The sequence below is a fragment of the Massilia suwonensis genome (assembly GCF_042655665.1).
Taxonomy (GTDB): domain Bacteria; phylum Pseudomonadota; class Gammaproteobacteria; order Burkholderiales; family Burkholderiaceae_D; genus Telluria; species Telluria suwonensis.
In genome coordinates this window covers 87,187-106,990 of record NZ_JBHSMR010000004.1, presented here as the reverse complement: position 1 = coordinate 106,990, position 19,804 = coordinate 87,187, and the positions used below count along the sequence as shown (strand labels likewise).

Genomic DNA, 19,804 nt, shown 5'->3' with positions numbered 1-19,804 from the left:
GTATATGGCAAGATGGGAACCAGCGTCGCAACCGCATATCCTAGATATGGCGACTGGTGAATATCCGGGGATGTGAGACTTGTTCGCCCAAGAGAAAGTACAACATGACTGCCGCCAGATAGAAAGCGGCGTAAACGGTATATACCTTTTGGCGGGGTGCCGCATGCCGGTGGAGCAAGTAAAAGAATATCGATCCGGCGACGGCCGCAGGGAGGAGGAAGATTGTCGTAATGCGGTGATGCAGCCAGAAAATGGGTATGATTCCTCCAACCATCTCTGCGAGGAACGTCAAGAAATAGAGCAAATACAGGCGAATCATCTTGCACGCCAAAAATCAATTTGCTCGATTTTATCCCGAGGCGACAACTGCGCGTTCACTGCATCGCAGCCAAACGGTCGCGGATTTCTCCTTCGCGATAGGCGAAAGGTGATGGCACTGATCTTCATGCACGGGGAAGCGTCGACTGGACGAAGGGCTGGCTTCCCCGCAAAGCCGCGCCGCCTGGTATTGGTGCAGTCGCGGGATGCGCTGACAAAACTGCCCTTGGTCGCGGAGCATGGTGGCCCGGTTGATTCGGCATGGACTTGCAAACCCTTCCGATCACGCCGGTCCCCGCTCGACATCGCCCGCAGCCGTTTCGCCCCCACTTTCGATATCGACGCGGTTTGCCGAGCCCTCGGAATCTTCGACGCTGTCGATCACGGGAGATGCATCGCTATCGACGCGCTCGACATCGGCATCGACGTTCATACTGCGCGTCGTCTCGACGTCGGTTTCGCTCTCGGGACGCTTGGGATCGTCTGGCGACGGAGCGGGGACTTGCGCACGTTTTTTTGTTGCCATCAAATTCTCCAAAATCCGAATGGGATGAAAGTTTCACTATCGATCTACGCGATTTCAATTGGTTGCAAGGACTTTATTAAGTCGTCCATTGCCTTCAGTTGCGAAAGAAATGCTTCGAGTACGTTGAGGGGCAAGGCGCTGGGCCCATCGCATTTTGCCGAATCCGGATCGGGGTGGGCTTCCAGGAAAATTCCGCCCAGGCCCACGGCGACACCAGCACGGGCTAACTCCACGATTTGCCCACGCCTCCCTCCAGAGGTCGAACTCATCGGGTCACGCTGCTGCAGTGCATGGGTTACGTCAAAAACAAGTGGTATGCCGGGGCAGGCCTTCTTCATCACGCCGAAACCCAGCATGTCGACGACGAGGTTGTCGTATCCGAAGCAGGTGCCGCGGTCGCACAACATGACCTGATCGTTGCCGGCTTCCTTGAATTTTTCGACAATATGGGCCGTCTGGGTTGGACTGAGAAACTGAGGCTTCTTGATATTGATAACCCGCCCCGTTTTTGCCAGCGCAATAACGATGTCGGTCTGCCTGGCTAGAAACGCAGGCAACTGCAGCACGTCGACGGTTTCTGCGACAACGGCAGCCTGCGCCGGTTCGTGAACATCTGTGAGTACCGGGACCCCAAAAGTCGTTTTGACCTTCTCCAACATTCGCATGCCGGCCTCGAGTCCAGGCCCACGAAACGAATGGATCGACGATCGGTTCGCTTTGTCGAAGCTGGCCTTGAACACGTAGGGAATACCCAACTTGTCGGTCACCCGGACGAATTCTTCGCAGGTACGGAGCGCTAATTCCAGCGATTCGAGTACATTAATCCCCCCGAACACCACTAACGGAGCATCGTTTCCAATCTTCACACTCTCAGCAATTTTGATCATCGTTTTTTTTCCTTGATGCGACAACACTTCACAGATGCTCACGCGGGCGATTCGAAGGCACCGCGCGGCAGGACAATTGCTTTATTTGGCTCTCGCCTTTAGCTCATATAAACATATCGATCATAAAGAGCAGGATGAACCCGAGGAAGAACATTGCCGTCTGGCCCGGTGTTTCCTTGCCTTCGTGAGCTTCCACCAATAACTCCTCGGTGACCAAATAAAGCAATGCGGCCACGCCGAACGCCAGTAAAGCGTCGATAAACACCGGGGTCACGCTGTTGAGTATGACGGCCCCGGCCCCGGCCCCCGCCAGCAGCCCGATACCGAGGATCCCGGCAGTAACGCCGATCCTGATCGATGTCTGGCCGACAGTACGCAATGAAGTCGCGCATGAGGCGCCAAGAAAAAACAGTTCTAGTACCAGGCCAATCGTTAGCAGCAGGCCTTGCTTCTCTCCCGCCGCGAACGATAGCCCGATCAATGCGCCGTCGAGGACAACGTCGACGCCCATCGCGGTGAGCAGCGCGCGCGGATCGCGACCTTCCTCGGCGTCGCCGCCTCTCTCGCTCCACCATTTCAACCCAAGCATGAAGGCGACGCCGAGCGAGAATCCGATTAAGGTGGGCCAAGGCAGGCGCCGATGCATCAGGTCCGGCAACAACTCGACAGCCAGGACGCTGAAGACCGTACCCGCGGCAAAATGTTGAACCGCGCTGCGTAAGCCGGCGCCGGGTTGCTTGATGAGCGCAAGCATGGCGCCGGCCAGGGTGGCGACGGCAGGGAGCGCCGCATACATCATCACTTTCGACAAGGTGGCTGTCACAATGATGCCTCCTTCGAGCCGATGTGACGGAGATCCTTGGATTGAACTGGGCTCTCGTTCAAACCTGCCGCTACGGTTGTGTCGACCGTTTGACTCACCACGTCCGGGTAGGCGAGCAGGCGTAAGGCATTAATCACCACCAGAATAGTAGAGCCTTCATGGAACAGGACGGCAGTGCCGATATTCAGGCCGAAGATCGTCGCCGGAATCAGGACGGCGACCACGCCCAGGCTTACCCACAAATTCTGCTTGATCACGCGCCTGGTGCGACGCGACAGGCCGACCGCGAACGGCAGTTGGCTGAGATCGTCGCTCATCAATGCAACATCGGCGGCCTCGAGTGCGACGTCCGAGCCGGCCGCGCCCATCGCAATGCCGACGGTCGCGTTCGCCATCGCGGGCGCATCGTTGACGCCGTCGCCGACCATGGCGACCTTGCCGTGGCGTTCGCGCAAAGCCTTGATTGCCTCGACTTTCTGTTCTGGCATCAGGTCGCCCCTGGCTTCGGTCAGTCCCACCGTGCGCGCGACGGCATCCGCCACCTGCTGATTGTCGCCCGAGATCATCACCAGGCGTTCGATGCCAAGCTCCCGCAACTGCGCCATCACGCCGGGCGCCGCCGCACGCGGCGTGTCCATGACGCCGATGACCCCCAGGAAGCGCGAACCCTTCCTGACGATCATCGTGGTGCGCCCCGACTGCACCAGTTTCTCGTTGGCAGCGGCTAGTTCGGGTGGCAGCAGAATGCCGTCCAGCTCGCTGAACAGTACGGGCTTGGCAATATAGACAGTCTCGCCATCGACCTTTGCCTGGACACCGCGGCCGGTGAGGCCACGCACATCGTCGGCACGGACCGCAACAGTGTCGGATTTGAGCCGGTCACGCCCGCCCTTGACGAGCGCCGATGCCAGCGGGTGGTCGCTGTGCGACTCGACCGCCACGACCAGGGCCAGCAATTCGTCCTCGTTTGCACCACTCGCCGCGATCACGTCCGTCAGCTTCGGCCGCCCTTCGGTCAAGGTGCCGGTCTTGTCGAAGGCGATCGAATTGAGGCTGCCGAGGTTTTCCAGCGGGCCGCCCCCTTTTACCAGCACGCCGCTGCGCCCAGCCCGTGCCACGCCCGACAGCACGGCACTCGGCACCGAGATCGCCAGTGCACACGGGCTCGCGGCTACCAGCACCGCCATCGCGCGGTAGAAGCTGGCCGAAAACGGCTCGTCGATCACCAGGAAGGCGAGCATGAGCAATCCCACGAGCGCAAGGATGACCGGGACGAACACCCGTTCGAACTTGTCGGTGAATTGCTGGGTGGGCGAACGCTGTGCCTCGGCTTCCGCCACCATCTGCACGACGCGGGCCATGGTCGACTGCGACGCCAAGCGCGCAACCATGACTTCCATCGCGCCGGCGCCGTTGATGGTGCCGGCGAATACGCGGTTGGCTGCATCGACTCGGTCGAACGCGGTAATCGCGCTAGCCCCATCCTGGACCGGCGACTTGTCGACCGGGATACTCTCGCCGGTCACCGGCGCCTGGTTGACGCTGGATGTACCTTTGACGACGACGCCGTCTGCGGGCAAGCGTTCATTCGGCTTTACCAGCACGACGTCGCCTGGTGCGAGAGAAGCCACGGGAACCTCTTCCAGCTCCTCGCCATGCTTGCGCACTGCCGTTTCCGGAGCCAGCTTGGCAAGAGCCTCAATTGCTTGCCGCGCGCGCCCCATCGCAAAATGTTCCAGCGAGTGACCGAGGCTGAAAAGGAACAGTAATAATCCGCCTTCCGCCCAGTTTCCCAATGCGGCCGCGCCGGCGGCGGCGACCAGCATCAGCGTATCGATTTCGAAGCGACGCGCGAGCAGGTTCTCGAGCGCTTCCTTGACGGTAAAGTAGCCTCCAAAGAAATAAGCGCCAACATACAAAGCCAGAGGCAGCCAGTCCGGGCCGGCATTGGCGCGATCGAGCAGCCAGCCAACCATTACGCAGACACCCGCGATAACGGCAAAGATCAGTTCGGTATGTTCGCCGAACACCCCGCCATGCGCATGCGTGTGTCCTGCGTGAGCGCCCTTGTCATCGTGCGCATGGGTGTGCCCCGGATGAGCACCCTTGCCCTCATGGGCGTGGTCGTGACCGGCGTGACCGTGATCGTGCTCTCGATCGCCTATATGCTCGACCCCGCTTTTGGATCCGCGGCCGTGATCGTGATCGCGTTCCATTTCCGCGCCCGGGTCGGTCAGTTCCGTACCAAGGGCGCCGACCAGCTCTTCCAGCCGTGTTCGCGCCACGGTGGCGCGCTCGTATTCGATACGAATCCTGCCGGAGGCAGATACTTCGGCCTCCAGCACGCCTGGGACATGCCGCAAACGCTGCGAAAAGAGCCGCGCGCTGCGCGAGTGGAGCGGCGCAGGCGCGCAGCCGACGTAGTGGGCGAACTTTTCGGTAAGCTGCGCACCGACAGCACTGACTAGTTCACGCAGCCGCGCCACCGTGATGAGGGACGGGTCATAGTGCAGGCACAGCAGGGGTGGCGATCCCTCTTGTGTCTTTATATGAACACGTTCCACTCCCGGACGGCCTGTCAGCAGGCCGACGAGCCGGTCTATGCAAGGATCGTGCGCATCATCCACTTCGGGCAGGATCAACGGCAATTCAAGCCGCACTCGTTCCGATTGTTCCATATGACCTCTCGTTCCTGGGAAATTCCAGAATAATGCCGATACTGGATATCTTCCGTATGCCAACGCACCGAGGCGGAATTGAAAAGCGACAACCCGGTCCACCGTTATGGTACGCAGGTACCAGGCACTGCTCCCATCGGTTGTCCTTGGGCTCGCCTTCGTCTTCCGGAAGAAGGACGCTTCTGCTGCACTGGGAGAGTCGGAAGACGCTGAGGAAACGGCCGTCAAGACACCGGGCAAAGTGGAGGGAACGCCGACTTAGCCCTGGGCCTGGTCGAGATGACTAGGAGCAGCAAACCGGTCTCGGAGAGTTTTACCGATGAGCGCAGGACGGTATGCGAACCCGGTGCAAGAACTGCATATCAAGTTCATCCATATTCTGATTGAACTGGTCGAACGAGCCCACGTACGAGAAAACTACTCGCCGCCCAAATAGCAAACCGCGTTACATCGATTCAGCGATGGAATAGAGGGCGTGTCGGTGTTCAATCATTGCTGAAAATGCAGGACAGATGCGTCATCGATCAGTGCTTGGATTATCGGACAGCGTGCGCCGGAGTGCTCGCTGTCGCAGCGAGCCACCATTGAAGCGAGCGCCGTTTTCATCGCAAGCAGATCGCTCAATTTCTCCTCTACCAGGGAAAGCTTTTTGACCGCCAGGCCGCGCGTTTCGACACAGGTCTGTGCCCCCTCCAGCTTGAGCAAGTTCGCAACTTCATCGAGCGTAAAGCCAAGAAGCTGTGCCCGCTTGATGAATCGAATCCGGCGTACGTCCTCTGCCCCGTAGGTACGGTAGCCACTACACGGCCGCGCCGGCTCCTCAATCAAGCCACTCCGCTGATAGAACCGGACCGTCTCCACATTCACGCCCGCGGCACCGGCCAGGCGGCTGATCGTCATTTTCTCAGGCATGCACTTGACTCCGTAGTTGTGTACGGAGTTTATCCTGTTTCGGACAACAGAATTGGAGCAGGCATGGCATTTGGAACAAAGGGATCGCTCGTCGCAGGAGTGTTGGCGGCGCTTGGCGCCTCGGCATGTTGCGCCGGTCCGCTCCTCCTCCTGTTGCTGGGTGTCGGCGGCGGCTGGGCGTCTCGCTTGATCGCCTTCGAACCCTATAGCCCTTATTTCACCGCGCTGACAGTGCTGTTTCTGGGCGCTGCTTTCTACAATTTGTACCTGCGTCGACGCGCTTGCGCTCATGATGAAGCCTGTGCCACCGGCCGTGTCATCAGGAATCAGCGCATCATGTTCTGGCTCGTCGCTGTTGCTGTAATGCTATTGCTGACAATGCCCCTGTACGCCCCAATCTTTTATTGAAAGGATTACCTGATGCGTGGTTCCATATTGATTGCTGCTCTCCTGCTGGCTGGGTCGGCCTTCGCCGGCACGCCAGAAAAGCTCACGTTAAACGTGCAGAACATGACCTGTGCCACGTGCCCGATCACCGTCAAGAAGGCGCTCGAGCAAGTTCCCGGTGTGAGTGACGTGAAAGTCGATTTCGAGCACAAGACGGCCACCGTGCACATGGATACCGACAAAGCCAATGCGTGGGTGTTAACCAAAGCAACGATGGATGCAGGCTTTCCGTCGACTGTCAGGAAGTGACGCGATGACTGGCGCAATACTTGAATCGGTCCTGACTTGCCCGCACTGCGAAGGGAGCAAGCAAGAAACCATGCCCACTGACGCATGCCAGTTTTTCTATAAATGCGAAACTTGCACCGCCGTGTTGCGGCCGAAGCCTGGCGACTGTTGTGTCTTTTGCTCATATGGCACGGTGAAATGCCCTCCCATTCAGCTTGAGCGTCCTTGCTGCGGCTGAGAGGCAAAAGCCTGGGCAGATTGAAATGCGCGCTGTGGACTTGCGCCAGACCTGCCCAGGAATGCTAGCCCCGGTTGCGGGCGTCTCCCGCCTTAAGCAGCCGCAGCCCGTTGAATACCACGAGCAGGCTCGCTCCCATGTCTGCGAACACGGCCATCCATAAGGTGGCCGAGCCGGTGATGGCCAGGACCAGGAACACTGCCTTGATCAGCAGGGCGGCGAGAATATTTTGCTTGAGGACGGCTGCCGTCTTTCTGCTCAAGCGGACGAAGTGGGCAACCTTGCGCAGGTCGTCATCCATGAGCGCGACATCGGCGGTTTCAATGGCGGTATCGGTACCCGCTGCACCCATCGCAAATCCAATATCGGCCTTCGCGAGCGCCGGCGCATCGTTGATGCCGTCGCCTACCATGCCGACGGTGCCGAATCGGGCAATTTCGTCATTGATGGCGGCGAGCTTATCCTCGGGTAGGAGGTTGCCGCGCGCGTCGTCGATGCCGACCTGCCGTGCGATCGCCGCGGCTGTCACCGCATTGTCGCCGGTCAGCATGATGGTTCGAATTCCCAGCTGATGCAGCTGGGCGATCGCTTCGCGGCTGGTTTCACGGATCGTATCGGCCACGCCGATGACAAGCAGCGGGGCCGTGGCGTCGCACAGGACAACCGCCGTCTTGCCTTCACCCTCTAGCCTGGACAGGACTGCTTCCGTCTCCGCGCTGCAAATGCCGAGCTCTTCCACTAGTCGGTGATTACCCAGGTAGTACCATTTGCCGCCGATCTGCCCTTTGGTGCCTCGTCCAGTCAGCGCCTCGAATTCGTTTACCGGCGCGAGCGCGAGCTTGAGGTCTGAAGCTTGCCAATGGCGGCTGACCGCGGTCGATACCGGATGGTCTGAGCGGTCCGCAAGCGCTGCCGCGAGCTGCAGGTTGACTTGCGCATCGCCTTGCAGGGGCAGGACGTCGGTCACTACTGGCTTGCCCTGGGTGATCGTGCCAGTTTTGTCCAGCGCGAGGGAGCGCAATTTGCCGCCCTGCTCCAGGTAAACGCCACCTTTGATGAGGATGCCGGCTCGCGCCGCGGCGGCCAGGCCGCTGACGACCGTGACCGGGGTGGAGATCACCAGCGCACAGGGGCAGGCGATCACCAGTAGTACGAGCGCCTTGTAAATCCACGGCATCCATTCGGCGCCCATTAACAATGGCGGAACAAAGGCCACGGCCAGTGCAATGGCGAACACGGCCGGCGTATAGACGCTCGAAAAGCGGTCGACGAAGCGTTGGGTAGGCGCGCGACTACCCTGCGCCTCCTCGACCGCCCGGATGATGCGCGACAGCGTCGAGTTGCTGTGCCCGGCGGTGACACGGTATTCAAAGGATCCGGTCTCGTTGATCGTGCCGGCGAATACCTTGTCCCCGACGATTTTGGGTACCGGCATGCTCTCGCCCGTGATCGGTGCCTGGTTGATCGAGGACTGGCCCGACGTAACTTCTCCGTCAAGGGCAATTCTTTCGCCCGGTGCGACGCGTGCCAGTGCACCGATTTGGACGCCGGCCGCTTCCTGTTCGGCCCAGCTGCCGTCCTCCTGGCGAATGCTGAGCCTGTCCGGCGTCAAACCCACCAGGCCCTGGATCGCGTTTCTCGCCCGGTCGAGCGAACGCGCCTCGATCACCTCGGCTACCGCGAACAGGACCATGACCATCGCCGCCTCGGGCCACTGACCGATCAGCACGGCACCGGTGACCGCGATCGACATCAGGGCATTGATGTTGAGGTTGCGGTTCTTGAGCGCGATCCAGCCTTTTTTGTAGACGCCCAGGCCCGTCATCGCGATTGCAAGTACCGACAGCAGGATGACTGGCCACCAGTTCTCGTCGCCCGTGGTCCACGCGACGATCTCTGCACCTACCGCCGCAGCCAGTCCAAACGCGAGCGACGCCTGCTGCCGCTTCCGGGAAGCAGGCGCCGCCTTCACAGCGACTTCCCGCCCGGCAGTGATGACAACGGCTTGCATGCCGATCGAGGCAAGCGCGTCCTGAATGGCTGCCACCGGCCCGGTGTGCGTGACGCTCAGGCGGCGCTGGACAAGATTGAATTCGAGCTGTTCGACCTGGGGCATGGTCGACAGCTTCCCACGGATGAGAGATTCTTCCGTAGGACAATCCATGTTCTCGATCCTGAACACGGTGCCGGGAAGCGCCGCGCCGGTGTCAGAAGCGCTTTCCACCACGGGATCCATGCCAACCGCACGTACCGCTGCCAGAATGGACTCGGGGTCGGTGAGACTGTGCGCGACCTGCAGCCTGCGCTGTACAAGATTGAATGAAAGTTCTCCAACCCCAGGCAGCCGCCCCAGTGCCTGGCGCAGTAGCCCCTCTTCGGTCGGACAATCCATTTGGTCGATGCGAATGACCAGCGAGCGGGTATGGGCTGAAGGCAAGTCATTTACCAATGCGGCTGGCTCCGTTTGCGCGCAACACGATTTGGTCTGGCATTCCGACATGTCGACTCCTTGGGAAACTGTGTATAGTCACGTATTGAACACCCTGAAGTAGATACAGGGTCAAGCACTAAACTAACATATCGGAACCTCTTCATGAAAATTGGCGAACTTGCCAGGCGCTCAGCCTGCCCGGTCGAAACTATCCGCTATTACGAGCATAGCGGCTTGCTTCCTCCGCCAGAGCGCTTGTCGAACAACTATCGCGCCTATACCGAGAGTCACGCTGAACGTCTGCTGTTCATTCGGCACTGCCGTGCCTTGGACATGACACTTGACGAGATCCGGTTGCTGCTGGATTTTCGCGACCATCCGGAACGGGACTGCATCGGCGTCAATGCCCTGCTCGATAAACATATCGGGCATGTCGTCGAACGCATTGCTGCATTGTCAGCACTGGAAGCACTGCTCAAAGACCTCAGGAGCCAATGCCTCGCCACCGACAGTACGAGCACCTGCAAAATCCTGCAGGCGCTGGGAGCTGATCCATGCGCATCTTTTCCACCTGCCGCCTTTACGGGATGACTTCGGCCTCCGCGATAAGCACCAAGCCGAAAAATGTAGCGGAAAGACTTGACCCTGAAGCAGCTACATGGTGTTAAATGCGAGGCTCACCAATACGAATAGAAGTGCCTCCCTATGAATTCCTCGGTCTGGCGTTGGCTTATTTCCCTCGCATTTTTCTTCAGCTGCACGATCGGCGCGGCGCACGCAGATACCAAATCCTCGGAAATGGAAGCCCGGCAGCTGTGGCAGTTGCTCGATTATGTTGCCGTTGACTACGGGGGCGCGGTCCAGCACGGATCGGTCGTCAGCGCTGTCGAGTACGGAGAAATGAAGGAGTTTACCGTGCGCGCGCAAAGCCAGGTGTCGGCACTGCCGGCGCATCCTTTGCAGGCGGAGTTGAGCACGGCCGCCACACGCCTGAAGCAGGCGGTCGAACAAAAGGACACACCGCAACGTGTCGGCGAACTCGCGCGTGAGGCGAAACGGCTACTTCTTCAGGCGTACCCGTTCCCTGTTGCGCCGCGCAGCATGCCAGACTTGTCCCGTGGCGCCACCCTCTACCAGGCGCAATGCGCTGCATGCCACGGGGTTGGCGGCGCGGGTGATGGCCCGATTGCAAGCCGGCTCGAACCCAAGCCAATCGCGTTCACCGATCAGGAACGGGCCCGTTCCCGTTCACTCATGGCCCTGTACCAGGTGATTAGCCAGGGCGTTCACGGCACGTCGATGCCTGCCTTTACCAGCCTGTCCGAGCACGACCGCTGGTCGCTGGCGTTTCATGTCGGACGACTGTCCTTCGCGGAACCGGATATCAAAGCGGGCGAGACTGCGTTTGAACGGGATAAAGCTCTGTACGCGGCGCTGCCGGACATTACCGCGCTTGTAACGACAACTGAAGAAGAACTGGCGAAACGATTGCCGCCGGCGACTGCACGCGCGGCCTTGGCGTATGCGCGCGCGCACCCAGAGGTCATCAGGGAGCAGCAGGAACGCAGGGGCATCGCCCTGGCGCGCAAGCTGCTACAGGACAGCTTGGACGCGTTGAAGAACGGCCAGGGCGCGAATGCGACGAAGCTCGCCTTGTCGGCGTACCTGGACGGCTTCGAACCGCTCGAGGCGACCCTCGACGCGACCGACCGCCAACTCCTGGTCGATGTGGAACGGACCATGCAACTATACCGCGGCGCGGTCGCACAGGGCGACGTCGAACGGGCAACCGGGTACGCCCAACAGCTCGACAAGTACTTCGTACGTGTCGAGGCGGTCACTGGCCCCGACCAGACCGACGCCACCACAGCGTTCGTGGGCGCGCTGACCATCCTCCTGCGCGAAGGCATCGAAGCCCTGTTGATCGTGATCGCCATGGTTGCCTTCTTGCGCAAGGCCGAGCGGCCCCAGGCGCTGCGCTATGTCCATGCCGGCTGGACCTCCGCACTGGCAGCCGGCGCACTGACGTGGCTGGTTGCCACCTACGTAGTCAGCATCAGCGGCGCGAGCCGCGAGGTTACCGAGGGCTTGTCCTCGCTTTTCGCAGCCGCGGTGCTGCTGTCGGTCGGCCTGTGGATGCACCAGAAGGGCCAGGCTGGGCAGTGGCAGGCATACCTGAAGCAGCACCTCACGGCAGCGATGGAAAAACGCTCGGCGTGGGCCTTGTTCGCCCTGGCATTCATTGCGGTCTACAGGGAGGTCTTCGAAACCGTCCTGTTCTATTCCGCACTTGCGGCCGATGGTAACGGCCCCGCACTGTTAGGTGGATTCGTTACAGGCCTTGTCCTGCTGGCGATAATCGCTGCCGTCTTCCTCCGTACTAGCGCCCGTATGCCAATCGGTAAATTCTTCTCGTTCAGTTCGGTACTCGTGGCCGCCTTAGCAGTCGTCCTGGTTGGAAAAGGAATCGCCGGGCTGCAGGAGGCCGGGTGGCTGATGGCCACACCCACCACCGGACCGCGCATGCCCGTCATCGGGCTTTATCCGACGACGCAGACCTATGGAGCGCAACTGGTATTGCTGCTGGCAGCTGGACTCGGCTTTGGATTCAATCTGGTCAAAGCCCGCAAATAGCGATCGCTGGTATCCGGCTTGTGAGCCTGGATTTCGATAGGTAATAACAGAAGAAGAGGAGCGATTATGATTAGCAAGAAAATGCTTATCGTCGGGCTTGCCGTGCTGGCTGGCCTGTCCGGCTGTGCCGATCCAAGAATTGGTCCAAACAGCAAAACCGGCTGGGTAACCGAGCTCTACACGCCCGCAAAATTACAGGCTAATCATTCTGGATGTCTAAGGACTCTCAGCGATGAGCAGCTTGCTAGTCATCAGTATGTCGAAATTACGACTCCTCACCTTCGGTCATACAGATATATAAGCGCCATGGTCCCTGAGGCGATCAAGCTCCATCTCCACGACAAGGTCGAGTTTTCTCCGCCGTCGTGCAAAGACGGGGCAGTGCCAGAGGTTGTCCAGATATTGAAGCATTCACACTGACCCAACATCTTCATCGACGAACGCTACGGCCAAGCTTGTAGGCGCCGCAATTGTAGCTGCGTCGACCTTGACAGCCGGCGTGAAATCCTTATCCCAACTGATATTACTGGAGCGCGTATGCCGGAAAGCGACAACGCCATAGACGACGAACCAAGCCTGGATGCGAGCCAGGAAAGCGATCGCGGCATTCTGTGGAGGGTCCTGTTGATCAACCTCGGGCAGTGCCTCGCAGGGATCATCGGCGGCACTTGGGCATCGTCGACCGCAGTGATCGGAGCTGGCCTGGACAATTTAGGGGACGCCGCAGTCTATGCCGTAAGTCTGTACGCCGTCGGCAGGTCGGCGACAATCAAAAAGCGTGCCGCCCAGCTTTCCGGCTACCTCCTGATCGGCTTCGCATGCCTGCTGCTGGTGGAGGTCGTTCGTCGCTTTTTTGGCGGCGAATCCCCGCTGGGACCGGCCATGATGGCGATGGCTGCCGCGAATGCGCTTCTCAATATTTACTGCATCCGTCTTCTAAAGCAGCATCGCGGCCAGGACATCAATTTCAAAGCGTCCGCCATCTTTACCAATAACGACTCGATCGTGAACGGTGCAATCGTCTTGTCTGGTGCACTAGTGATGTGGATGAATTCGAACCTTCCCGACCTGATCCTTGGAACCGTCGTATCGGGAATTGCAGCGAAAGGGGGGTACGAAATTCTGTCCGAGGCGAAAGAATCTCAGCAATAATTTCGGCACCCGGGAAATGCTTTCGCAGCACTCCAACTGATTGGCCCGCGCCGCGGAAGCCGTTGTTATGGCGCTCGTTCAGGCACCGCCTCCGCCGCGCGGGGGCCAAAAAGCATGTAAAAAACGATCACTGCTGCGCCGACGCTGATGCCGATATCGGCAATATTGAACGCCGGCCAGTGATGCACTCCTGCATGCACGTCGATCCAGTCAACAACTCCCATGCGCGCAGTCCGGTCGATCAAGTTTCCAACCGCACCGCCGAGTATCATCGCCAGGCCCACCTGCTCCATTGCAGTTGTCGCCGGCTTCCTGATCATTTGGATGATGAGCCCCGTTGCGAACAGCGCTATGGCGATAAACAGGTAGCGCTGCCACCCGCCCGCCGTAGCCATAAATCCGAATGCCGCTCCATGATTGACCACATGAACAATGTTCAGCGTTGGGAGCAATTCAACCTGTTGGCCATAGGGCAGCCGCGCCGCAATGAGGGCCTTGGTCGCCAAATCGGCGGCGGCGAATAAGGCTGCGCCGGATACGGCAGCTGTCGAAGAAATAGGTCGGGCCATGATATGAGTCCTGAACAGTTGGCGATCAGATGTTGAGCGCACGTTTGTCGACAGCGAGCGCCGCTTCCCTGATTGCTTCATAGAGTGTTGGATGCGCATGGCAGATGCGGGCAATGTCTTCTGACGATGCCGAAAATTCAAGTGCCATCGTCGCTTCGCCTATCATTTCCGACGCCAGCGAGCTGACGATATGCACGCCTAGCATGAGGTCAGACTGGGCGTCGGCCAGCACCTTGACGAATCCCTGCGCGTCCCCGTGGCCCAGTGCCCGGCCATTGGCCGAGAAGGGGAACTGTCCCGACTTGAAAGCCCGTCCGTCGCGCTTCAGCTCCTGCTCCGTCTTGCCAACCCATGCTGCTTCCGGACTCGTGTAAATGATGAAGGGAATGGCGTTGTAGTTCACATGACCGGTTTGCCCGGCAATGATCTCAGCCACCATGATTCCTTCCTCTTCAGCCTTATGCGCAAGCATTGGCCCGCGGACGACGTCACCAATGGCATATAGGTTCGGCAGCGCAGTCCGACAGTGCTCATCGACAGGAACATAGCCGCGCTGGTCAAGCTGCAGGCCGATGGCTTCGATTCCCAGGCCCTCCGTACTTGGTACCCGTCCGATCGCCACGATCACCTTATCGCTGACGAGCTCCCGGGAGGCGCCGGCACTGTCGCGATACGAGATTGTTGCCCCTTCGGCCGTAAGCGCAATATGGCCAATGGCCACGCCAAGATCGAACTTCAGCCCTTGACCTGACATCAGCTTGAACATTTCCTTCGACACACTGCTATCGCAGGCTGGCAGAAAGTCGGGCATCGCATCCAATAGGGTTACATCCGCACCCAGTCGTCGCCAGACCGACCCCAATTCAAGCCCGATCACACCAGCGCCGATGACGCACAAGCGCCGTGGCACCTCACGAAACTCAAGTGCTCCCGCGTTGTCACAAATAGTCGCATTGTCGATCGTGGCGCCCGGCAGTTGCCGCGGTTTCGATCCCGTGGAGATGATGACGTTGCGGGCCCGAATCCGTTGCACAGAGTCGTTGGACGACACTTCCATGCCGTACACCCCGTCCTGCACGCCAATGAAGCGTGCGTGTCCCTTGATGAAGTCGACCTTGTTCTTCTTGAACAAGTATTCAATGCCCTTCGCCATTTTCGTGACCACCCCAGCCTTCCGATCGATCATCTTGGTGACGTCAATCGCCGCATCGCCAGTGGTGATTCCATGCTCGGCAGTATGGTGCACGATCTGCTCGTACAGGTGGCTCGACGCGAGCAATGCTTTCGAGGGAATGCATCCCACGTTCAGGCAGGTTCCGCCAGGACGCGGCTGATCATCAGCGGCGGCATAAGGATTCGATTCGATGCATGCCACTGACAGTCCGAGTTGCCCGGCCCGGATTGCGGCGATGTAGCCGCCCGAACCAGCTCCAATGATCACTACGTCATATTGCTTTTCCATGTACACCCTTCGATTGTGCGAGTAAATGCCTTCGCTCTACCGGCTCAAATTCCTTCCGCCATGCTCTCTGCCGGGCGGGCAAAGCGTTGATATAGCGTCGGCAGCACGAACAGCGTCAGAATTGTGGCTGTGATAAGGCCACCGATGACCACCGTTGCCAGCGGCCGCTGTACCTCCGCGCCGGCACCTGTCGCCAGTGCCATCGGGACGAATCCAAGCGACGCAACCAGGGCAGTCATCAACACCGGGCGCAGGCGCCTCAGCGCGCCTTCACGCACTGCTTGCGCCCACGGCAGCTGCTTTGCCAGGTCGTCGATAGAGCCAACCATCACCAGTCCGTTGAGGACCGCGACGCCGGAAAGTGCGATGAATCCGACGGCGGCTGAAATGGAGAACGGCAAGCCGCGCAGCCATAGCGCCGCGATGCCGCCGATCAGGGCTAGGGGAACGCCGGTGAAGACCACCGCTGCGGCGCGCCAGGAGCCGACGGCCGAGTACAGCAACACGACGATGAGTGCGAAACAAGCCGGTACCACGACCGCCAGGCGCATTCGCGCGCGCTCGAGGTTTTCGAACTGCCCTCCCCAGGCGAGCCATACACCCGCCGGCACCCGGACGTCCGCGTTAATGACGGCCCGCGCGTCGCTGACCACGCCTGCGATATCACGACCGCGCACGTTTGCCTGGACGACCACACGGCGCTTGCCGTTTTCCCGGCTGATCTGGTTCGGCCCCTTTGACGTCTCCAGCGTCGCCACCGATCCGAGGGGTACGAAACTGCCTCCCGGCGTCAGCACAGGCAGCAGGCGCAAGGCTTGTACGTCGTTCCGGGTCTTTTCGTCCAGTTTTACGACGACGTCAAAGCGCCTGTCCCCTTCGTAAATCGAGCCGGCCTCGCGGCCCGCTACGGCTGCAGCGAGCGTGTCATGCACATCCTGGGCGGTCAGCCCGACCCGGGCCATGGCGTCGCGATCAAGACGCACATCGAGTAGCGGAAGCCCTTGCACTTGCTCTACCCTTACATCTTCGGCGCCTTTGACGGCACGCAGCTTCGCCGCGACCTGCTCTGCGGTGCGAAGCATTGTGTCGAAATCGTCGCCATAAACCTTGACAGCGATGTCGCCCCGCACGCCGGCCAGGAGCTCGTTGAAGCGCATCTGGATGGGCTGGGTCAGCTCATAGTTCTGACCTGGGATGCCTGCGACCGCTTTCTCGATCTTTTCCACAAGCTCAGCCTTGCTCATCCCGGGTTCAGGCCACTCGGAGCGATCCTTGACGATGACAAAGGTGTCCGTGATGTTCGGTGGCATCGGGTCGGCGGCCAGTTCAGCTGTACCGGTTCTCGAAAACACGAGCTTCACCTCGGGTAAGTTCCCGACCGCCTTCTCAACCGCAAACTGCATGGCCTGGCTCTGGTCCAGGGACGTACCGGGAATGCGGGCCACCTGCAACAACACATCCTTCTCATCGAGCGTCGGGAGAAACTCCTGGCCGAGCGTTGTGAACAGGCCGATGGCGCTCGCGAAGCCAACGGTCGCCAGTACGCCGGTCAGCTTGGGCCTTGCGAGAGCACGGTCCAGCCACGGCGCGTACGACGACGACACGGCCTTCACCAGCCTGTTTTCCTTTTCATCGACATGGCGCGACAGCCAGAGCGCAATCGCGGCAGGCACGAAGGTGAGCGAGAGGACGAAAGCGAAGACCAATGCAAGGATTACCGTTACCGCCATCGGTGCGAACATACGGCCTTCGACGCCCTGGAACGTCAACAGCGGCACGTAGACGAGAATGATGATCGCCTGTCCATAGACGCTTGGCCGGATCATCTCGCGGGCGGCAGCAGCAACGGTATCGAGACGCTCCGCCTTGGTCAATATCCTCCCGGTAGCATGCTGGCGTTCCGCAATGCGACGTAATGCATTTTCCACGATGATCACCGCGCCATCGACGATGAGGCCGAAGTCGAGCGCGCCCAGACTCATCAGGTTCGCCGAGAGCCCTGCCTCGAGCATGCCAGCCGAGGTCAGAAGCATGGTGACCGGGATGACCGCAGCGGCGATCAGTGCTGCGCGCAGGTTTCCGAGGAGCGCGAACAGGACGGCAATTACCAGCAGCGCACCTTCGGTTAGGTTGGTTGCCACGGTCTTGATGGTGGCATCCACCAGCCGGGTGCGGTCGAGCACCGGTCGGATCACCAAGTCTGGTGGCAAGGAGCGCGCGATCTCTTTCAGGCGAACATCGACCGCTGCGGCAACCGTTCGGCTATTTTCGCCGATACGCATCACGGCGGTACCCACGACGACCTCCTGCCCGCCTTCGGATGCAGATCCGAAGCGTACTTCCTGTCCCAGGCCGACGGTAGCGACGTGGGAGACAAGCACTGGCGTGCCGCTACGGGTGGTAATGACGGTCTTCGCCAATTCCTCGGCCGACGTGATGCGTGCGTCGGCCTTGACCGTGAGTGCTTCCCCGTTCTGAACGACGACACCGGCGCCGGCACTCGTATTATTGCGTTCGAGCGCCTCGCCCAGCATTGTCAAGCTGATTCCCAGAGCCGCGAGACGCTGCGGGTCCGGCGTAACCACGTACTGCTTGACGTACCCCCCGATGACGTCGACGCCCGCCAGTCCTTCAGTGTTCTTAAGCTGTGGCGCAACGACCCAGTCCTGCACCGTGCGTAAGTAAGTGGCTTTTTCTGCAGCACTACGCAGCACTTCGCCTTCGGGGGTGACATAGCTGCCATCGGCCTGAAGCCCAGCCGCCGGACCAGCCTTAGGAGTTGGTTTAGATGCGAATTCCACCGTCCACATATAGACGTCGCCGAGACCGGTCGCAATCGGCCCGAGGCTTGCGGTAGCGCCTGGCGGAAGCGAACGCTCGACTGCGCGCAGCCGTTCAGCCACCTGCTGGCGCGCAAAATAGATATCCGTGCCATCCTTGAAGACTGTCGTTACCTGCGCAAAGCCGTGCCTGGTCAGCGAGCGGGTCGATTCCAGGCCGGGGATGCCGGCGAACGCGGTTTCGATAGGATAGGTGACCTGTCGCTCGACGTCAGCGGGCGCGAGCGCAGGTGCGACAACATTAATCTGTACCTGGGTATTGGTGATGTCGGGGACTGCGTCGATGGGCAGACGGGTCAGCGCCAATGCCCCGAGGATCGACAGCAGGATCGTTGCGACGAGTACGTGCCAGCGCAGCGCAACAGAGAAATTAACAATGCGAGCGATCATGCGGGGGTGTCCTCCAGCAGGCGGTGAATGAGGAAATCAGTCATCGTCTCCTGCCTCCCCTTTGCCATGTTCCGCCTTCAGCACATAGGTATTGCTGACCGCAATCTGTTCGTTACCTGCGAGGCCCGACATCACCTTGACGTAACCGGCCGCATTGCCGCCGAGGACAACGTGCTTGATCGCGAACCCTTCTTTCTCCCGCACGAATACGCTGGGCTTGTCCTCCACGGTCTGCACAGCCGTCCGTGGAATGGCGAGCTGGGGGCCGCCGGCACCGCCCTCGAGCGCGATTGAGGCCCTGGCTGTTTCGCCGACGCGCCAGCTTCCCTGTCCATTCGCCAGCCGTGCAATGGCTCGTACCTGGCGGGTAGCGGGATCGAGGACACGCGACACATGGGTGATGCGGCCGGCACCGGTTCGGCCGTCGGTCGACACATCCACCGCCGTACCAACGACGACGCGCGCTGCGTCGTTTGGCGATAACGAAAGCTCGACGGCCAGTTCGTCAAGGTCGGCAACCTCGAAAAGGTGTGCGTCCGGAGCGACGACGTCGCCCAGGGCGATCTGCCGTGCCGTGACGTTGCCCTTGATCGGCGAGCGTAGCATCAGCCGATTGAGCTGTCCTCCGCCTGTTGCCCCGGCGGCGGCCAGTTGTTGCTCAGCCAAACGAAGACGGGTGCGCGCTTCTTGCGCGGCATTGCGCGCAATTTCGACTTCCTGCCGCGAGGTGACTTTTTCGCCAAACAGGCGTTCTTCGCGTGCGAATGTGGCCTGCGACAGTTCGTACTGCCGCCTGGCGATCTCAATGTCGGCCCTGAGCTGGGCGATGTCACGGCTTTCGAGGACGGCAAGCACGTCGCCACGAGCGACCGGGTCGCCAAGGTTGCGCCGGATCTCGACTACCCGGCCGCCTACAGCGCTCGAAACGACGGCAGCATGTTTCGGGTCTGCCGCGATGACTGCCGGCGCCTCGACCGCTCCGGCGAATGCTTGCCGAACCGGCATGACCTCGATCCCCGCAGCTTTGATTTGCTGGTCCGAAAGCGTGACAAAGTCTTCCTTGCCTTCCTTCTCCGCAGCTTCGCGATGCTCCCCGGTCTCGCCTTTGGATTCGCCTTTCTCGGCCTTTTCGGCCTGTTTACCTTTGGCATTCGAGGTTTGTTCGCCCTGTTCGGCAGCTTCCTTAGAATTGGCCGTATCTGACTTGGGCGAGCATGCGCTCAAGAGGATCATCGCGGCACACAGGCCCGATCGGAATACCGCTTGCAT

18 protein-coding genes are annotated in these 19,804 nt (G+C 60.2%); 7 read left to right on the top strand and 11 right to left on the bottom strand.

The window, feature by feature from the left end:
• Positions 1-40: 40 nt before the first annotated feature.
• The 6 genes from ACFPQ5_RS03130 to merR all read right to left on the bottom strand — a co-directional run bounded on the left by ACFPQ5_RS03130 (position 41) and on the right by merR (position 6,144).
• Positions 41-319 (bottom strand): hypothetical protein, encoded by a 279-nt coding sequence (locus ACFPQ5_RS03130; RefSeq protein ID WP_379751802.1) that lies wholly within the window; start codon positions 317-319, stop codon positions 41-43.
• A 282-nt stretch (positions 320-601) separates the two neighbouring features.
• On the bottom strand, positions 602-844 hold the full coding sequence (locus tag ACFPQ5_RS03125; protein ID WP_379751801.1) for a hypothetical protein: 243 nt from the start codon (positions 842-844) through the stop codon (positions 602-604).
• Between the two features lie 44 nt (positions 845-888).
• The gene (kdsA, locus tag ACFPQ5_RS03120; RefSeq protein ID WP_379751800.1) at positions 889-1,731 is read right to left on the bottom strand and encodes a 3-deoxy-8-phosphooctulonate synthase; all 843 of its coding nucleotides are present in this window, start codon (positions 1,729-1,731) and stop codon (positions 889-891) included.
• Between the two features lie 103 nt (positions 1,732-1,834).
• Entirely contained in the window at positions 1,835-2,554 is a 720-nt protein-coding gene (locus ACFPQ5_RS03115) for a ZIP family metal transporter (RefSeq protein WP_192053695.1), read from the bottom strand.
• Complete coding sequence (locus ACFPQ5_RS03110; protein ID WP_379751799.1) at positions 2,551-5,232, bottom strand: heavy metal translocating P-type ATPase; 2,682 nt, start codon at positions 5,230-5,232, stop codon at positions 2,551-2,553. The genes ACFPQ5_RS03115 and ACFPQ5_RS03110 overlap by 4 nt, the downstream gene beginning before the upstream one ends.
• A gap of 489 nt (positions 5,233-5,721) precedes the next feature.
• Complete coding sequence (merR, locus tag ACFPQ5_RS03105) at positions 5,722-6,144, bottom strand: Hg(II)-responsive transcriptional regulator (protein WP_379751798.1); 423 nt, start codon at positions 6,142-6,144, stop codon at positions 5,722-5,724.
• Positions 6,145-6,207: 63 nt separating this feature from the next.
• Between merR and ACFPQ5_RS03100 the strand changes: the two genes are divergently transcribed.
• The 3 genes from ACFPQ5_RS03100 to ACFPQ5_RS03090 are packed head-to-tail and all read left to right on the top strand — an operon-like array spanning position 6,208 to position 7,057.
• The gene (locus ACFPQ5_RS03100; RefSeq protein ID WP_379751797.1) at positions 6,208-6,552 is read left to right on the top strand and encodes a mercuric transporter MerT family protein; all 345 of its coding nucleotides are present in this window, start codon (positions 6,208-6,210) and stop codon (positions 6,550-6,552) included.
• A gap of 12 nt (positions 6,553-6,564) precedes the next feature.
• On the top strand, positions 6,565-6,840 hold the full coding sequence (merP, locus tag ACFPQ5_RS03095) for a mercury resistance system periplasmic binding protein MerP (protein WP_379751796.1): 276 nt from the start codon (positions 6,565-6,567) through the stop codon (positions 6,838-6,840).
• Between the two features lie 4 nt (positions 6,841-6,844).
• Positions 6,845-7,057, top strand: a complete 213-nt coding sequence (locus tag ACFPQ5_RS03090; RefSeq protein ID WP_379751795.1) for a GDCCVxC domain-containing (seleno)protein — start codon at positions 6,845-6,847, stop codon at positions 7,055-7,057.
• Between the two features lie 64 nt (positions 7,058-7,121).
• On the opposite strand, the gene ACFPQ5_RS03085 is transcribed toward ACFPQ5_RS03090, so the two are convergent.
• On the bottom strand, positions 7,122-9,557 hold the full coding sequence (locus ACFPQ5_RS03085) for a heavy metal translocating P-type ATPase (RefSeq protein WP_379751793.1): 2,436 nt from the start codon (positions 9,555-9,557) through the stop codon (positions 7,122-7,124).
• Between the two features lie 93 nt (positions 9,558-9,650).
• On the opposite strand from ACFPQ5_RS03085, the gene cadR reads away from it, so the two are divergent.
• From cadR to ACFPQ5_RS03065, 4 genes are all read left to right on the top strand, one after another.
• Positions 9,651-10,079 carry a Cd(II)/Pb(II)-responsive transcriptional regulator gene (gene cadR / locus ACFPQ5_RS03080; protein WP_379751792.1) on the top strand — a complete coding sequence of 143 codons (429 nt, stop codon included), beginning with the start codon at positions 9,651-9,653 and terminating at the stop codon, positions 10,077-10,079.
• A gap of 114 nt (positions 10,080-10,193) precedes the next feature.
• A complete protein-coding gene (locus tag ACFPQ5_RS03075; RefSeq protein ID WP_379751791.1) occupies positions 10,194-12,122 on the top strand; it encodes an FTR1 family protein in 1,929 nt (642 codons plus the stop codon).
• A gap of 66 nt (positions 12,123-12,188) precedes the next feature.
• On the top strand, positions 12,189-12,542 hold the full coding sequence (locus ACFPQ5_RS03070; RefSeq protein ID WP_379751790.1) for a hypothetical protein: 354 nt from the start codon (positions 12,189-12,191) through the stop codon (positions 12,540-12,542).
• A gap of 117 nt (positions 12,543-12,659) precedes the next feature.
• Positions 12,660-13,274: a cation efflux transmembrane domain-containing protein gene (locus tag ACFPQ5_RS03065; protein ID WP_379751789.1), complete on the top strand. Its 615-nt coding sequence runs from the start codon at positions 12,660-12,662 to the stop codon at positions 13,272-13,274.
• Positions 13,275-13,339: 65 nt separating this feature from the next.
• Here the strand turns inward: ACFPQ5_RS03065 and lspA are convergent, their stop codons facing one another.
• The 4 genes from lspA to ACFPQ5_RS03045 are packed head-to-tail and all read right to left on the bottom strand — an operon-like array spanning position 13,340 to position 19,804.
• Complete coding sequence (lspA, locus tag ACFPQ5_RS03060) at positions 13,340-13,843, bottom strand: signal peptidase II (protein ID WP_379751788.1); 504 nt, start codon at positions 13,841-13,843, stop codon at positions 13,340-13,342.
• Between the two features lie 25 nt (positions 13,844-13,868).
• Positions 13,869-15,305 (bottom strand): dihydrolipoyl dehydrogenase, encoded by a 1,437-nt coding sequence (gene lpdA, locus ACFPQ5_RS03055; RefSeq protein ID WP_379751787.1) that lies wholly within the window; start codon positions 15,303-15,305, stop codon positions 13,869-13,871.
• 44 nt (positions 15,306-15,349) lie between these two features.
• The gene (locus tag ACFPQ5_RS03050; RefSeq protein ID WP_379751786.1) at positions 15,350-18,535 is read right to left on the bottom strand and encodes an efflux RND transporter permease subunit; all 3,186 of its coding nucleotides are present in this window, start codon (positions 18,533-18,535) and stop codon (positions 15,350-15,352) included.
• A gap of 36 nt (positions 18,536-18,571) precedes the next feature.
• On the bottom strand, positions 18,572-19,804 hold the full coding sequence (locus ACFPQ5_RS03045; RefSeq protein ID WP_379751785.1) for an efflux RND transporter periplasmic adaptor subunit: 1,233 nt from the start codon (positions 19,802-19,804) through the stop codon (positions 18,572-18,574).

Bases quoted from the DNA above. Each gene is read 5' to 3' on its own strand.
- ACFPQ5_RS03085 (WP_379751793.1), bottom strand. From the start codon at position 9,557: ATGTCGGAATGCCAGACCAAATCGTGTTGCGCGCAAACGGAGCCAGCC.
- ACFPQ5_RS03130 (WP_379751802.1), bottom strand. From the start codon at position 319: ATGATTCGCCTGTATTTGCTCTATTTCTTGACGTTCCTCGCAGAGATG.
- cadR (WP_379751792.1), top strand. From the start codon at position 9,651: ATGAAAATTGGCGAACTTGCCAGGCGCTCAGCCTGCCCGGTCGAAACT.
- lspA (WP_379751788.1), bottom strand. From the start codon at position 13,843: ATGGCCCGACCTATTTCTTCGACAGCTGCCGTATCCGGCGCAGCCTTA.
- ACFPQ5_RS03110 (WP_379751799.1), bottom strand. From the start codon at position 5,232: ATGGAACAATCGGAACGAGTGCGGCTTGAATTGCCGTTGATCCTGCCC.
- merP (WP_379751796.1), top strand. From the start codon at position 6,565: ATGCGTGGTTCCATATTGATTGCTGCTCTCCTGCTGGCTGGGTCGGCC.
- ACFPQ5_RS03090 (WP_379751795.1), top strand. From the start codon at position 6,845: ATGACTGGCGCAATACTTGAATCGGTCCTGACTTGCCCGCACTGCGAA.
- lpdA (WP_379751787.1), bottom strand. From the start codon at position 15,305: ATGGAAAAGCAATATGACGTAGTGATCATTGGAGCTGGTTCGGGCGGC.
- ACFPQ5_RS03075 (WP_379751791.1), top strand. From the start codon at position 10,194: ATGAATTCCTCGGTCTGGCGTTGGCTTATTTCCCTCGCATTTTTCTTC.
- ACFPQ5_RS03125 (WP_379751801.1), bottom strand. From the start codon at position 844: ATGGCAACAAAAAAACGTGCGCAAGTCCCCGCTCCGTCGCCAGACGAT.
- ACFPQ5_RS03050 (WP_379751786.1), bottom strand. From the start codon at position 18,535: ATGATCGCTCGCATTGTTAATTTCTCTGTTGCGCTGCGCTGGCACGTA.
- kdsA (WP_379751800.1), bottom strand. From the start codon at position 1,731: ATGATCAAAATTGCTGAGAGTGTGAAGATTGGAAACGATGCTCCGTTA.
- ACFPQ5_RS03100 (WP_379751797.1), top strand. From the start codon at position 6,208: ATGGCATTTGGAACAAAGGGATCGCTCGTCGCAGGAGTGTTGGCGGCG.
- merR (WP_379751798.1), bottom strand. From the start codon at position 6,144: ATGCCTGAGAAAATGACGATCAGCCGCCTGGCCGGTGCCGCGGGCGTG.
- ACFPQ5_RS03045 (WP_379751785.1), bottom strand. From the start codon at position 19,804: ATGCAAGCGGTATTCCGATCGGGCCTGTGTGCCGCGATGATCCTCTTG.
- ACFPQ5_RS03065 (WP_379751789.1), top strand. From the start codon at position 12,660: ATGCCGGAAAGCGACAACGCCATAGACGACGAACCAAGCCTGGATGCG.
- ACFPQ5_RS03070 (WP_379751790.1), top strand. From the start codon at position 12,189: ATGATTAGCAAGAAAATGCTTATCGTCGGGCTTGCCGTGCTGGCTGGC.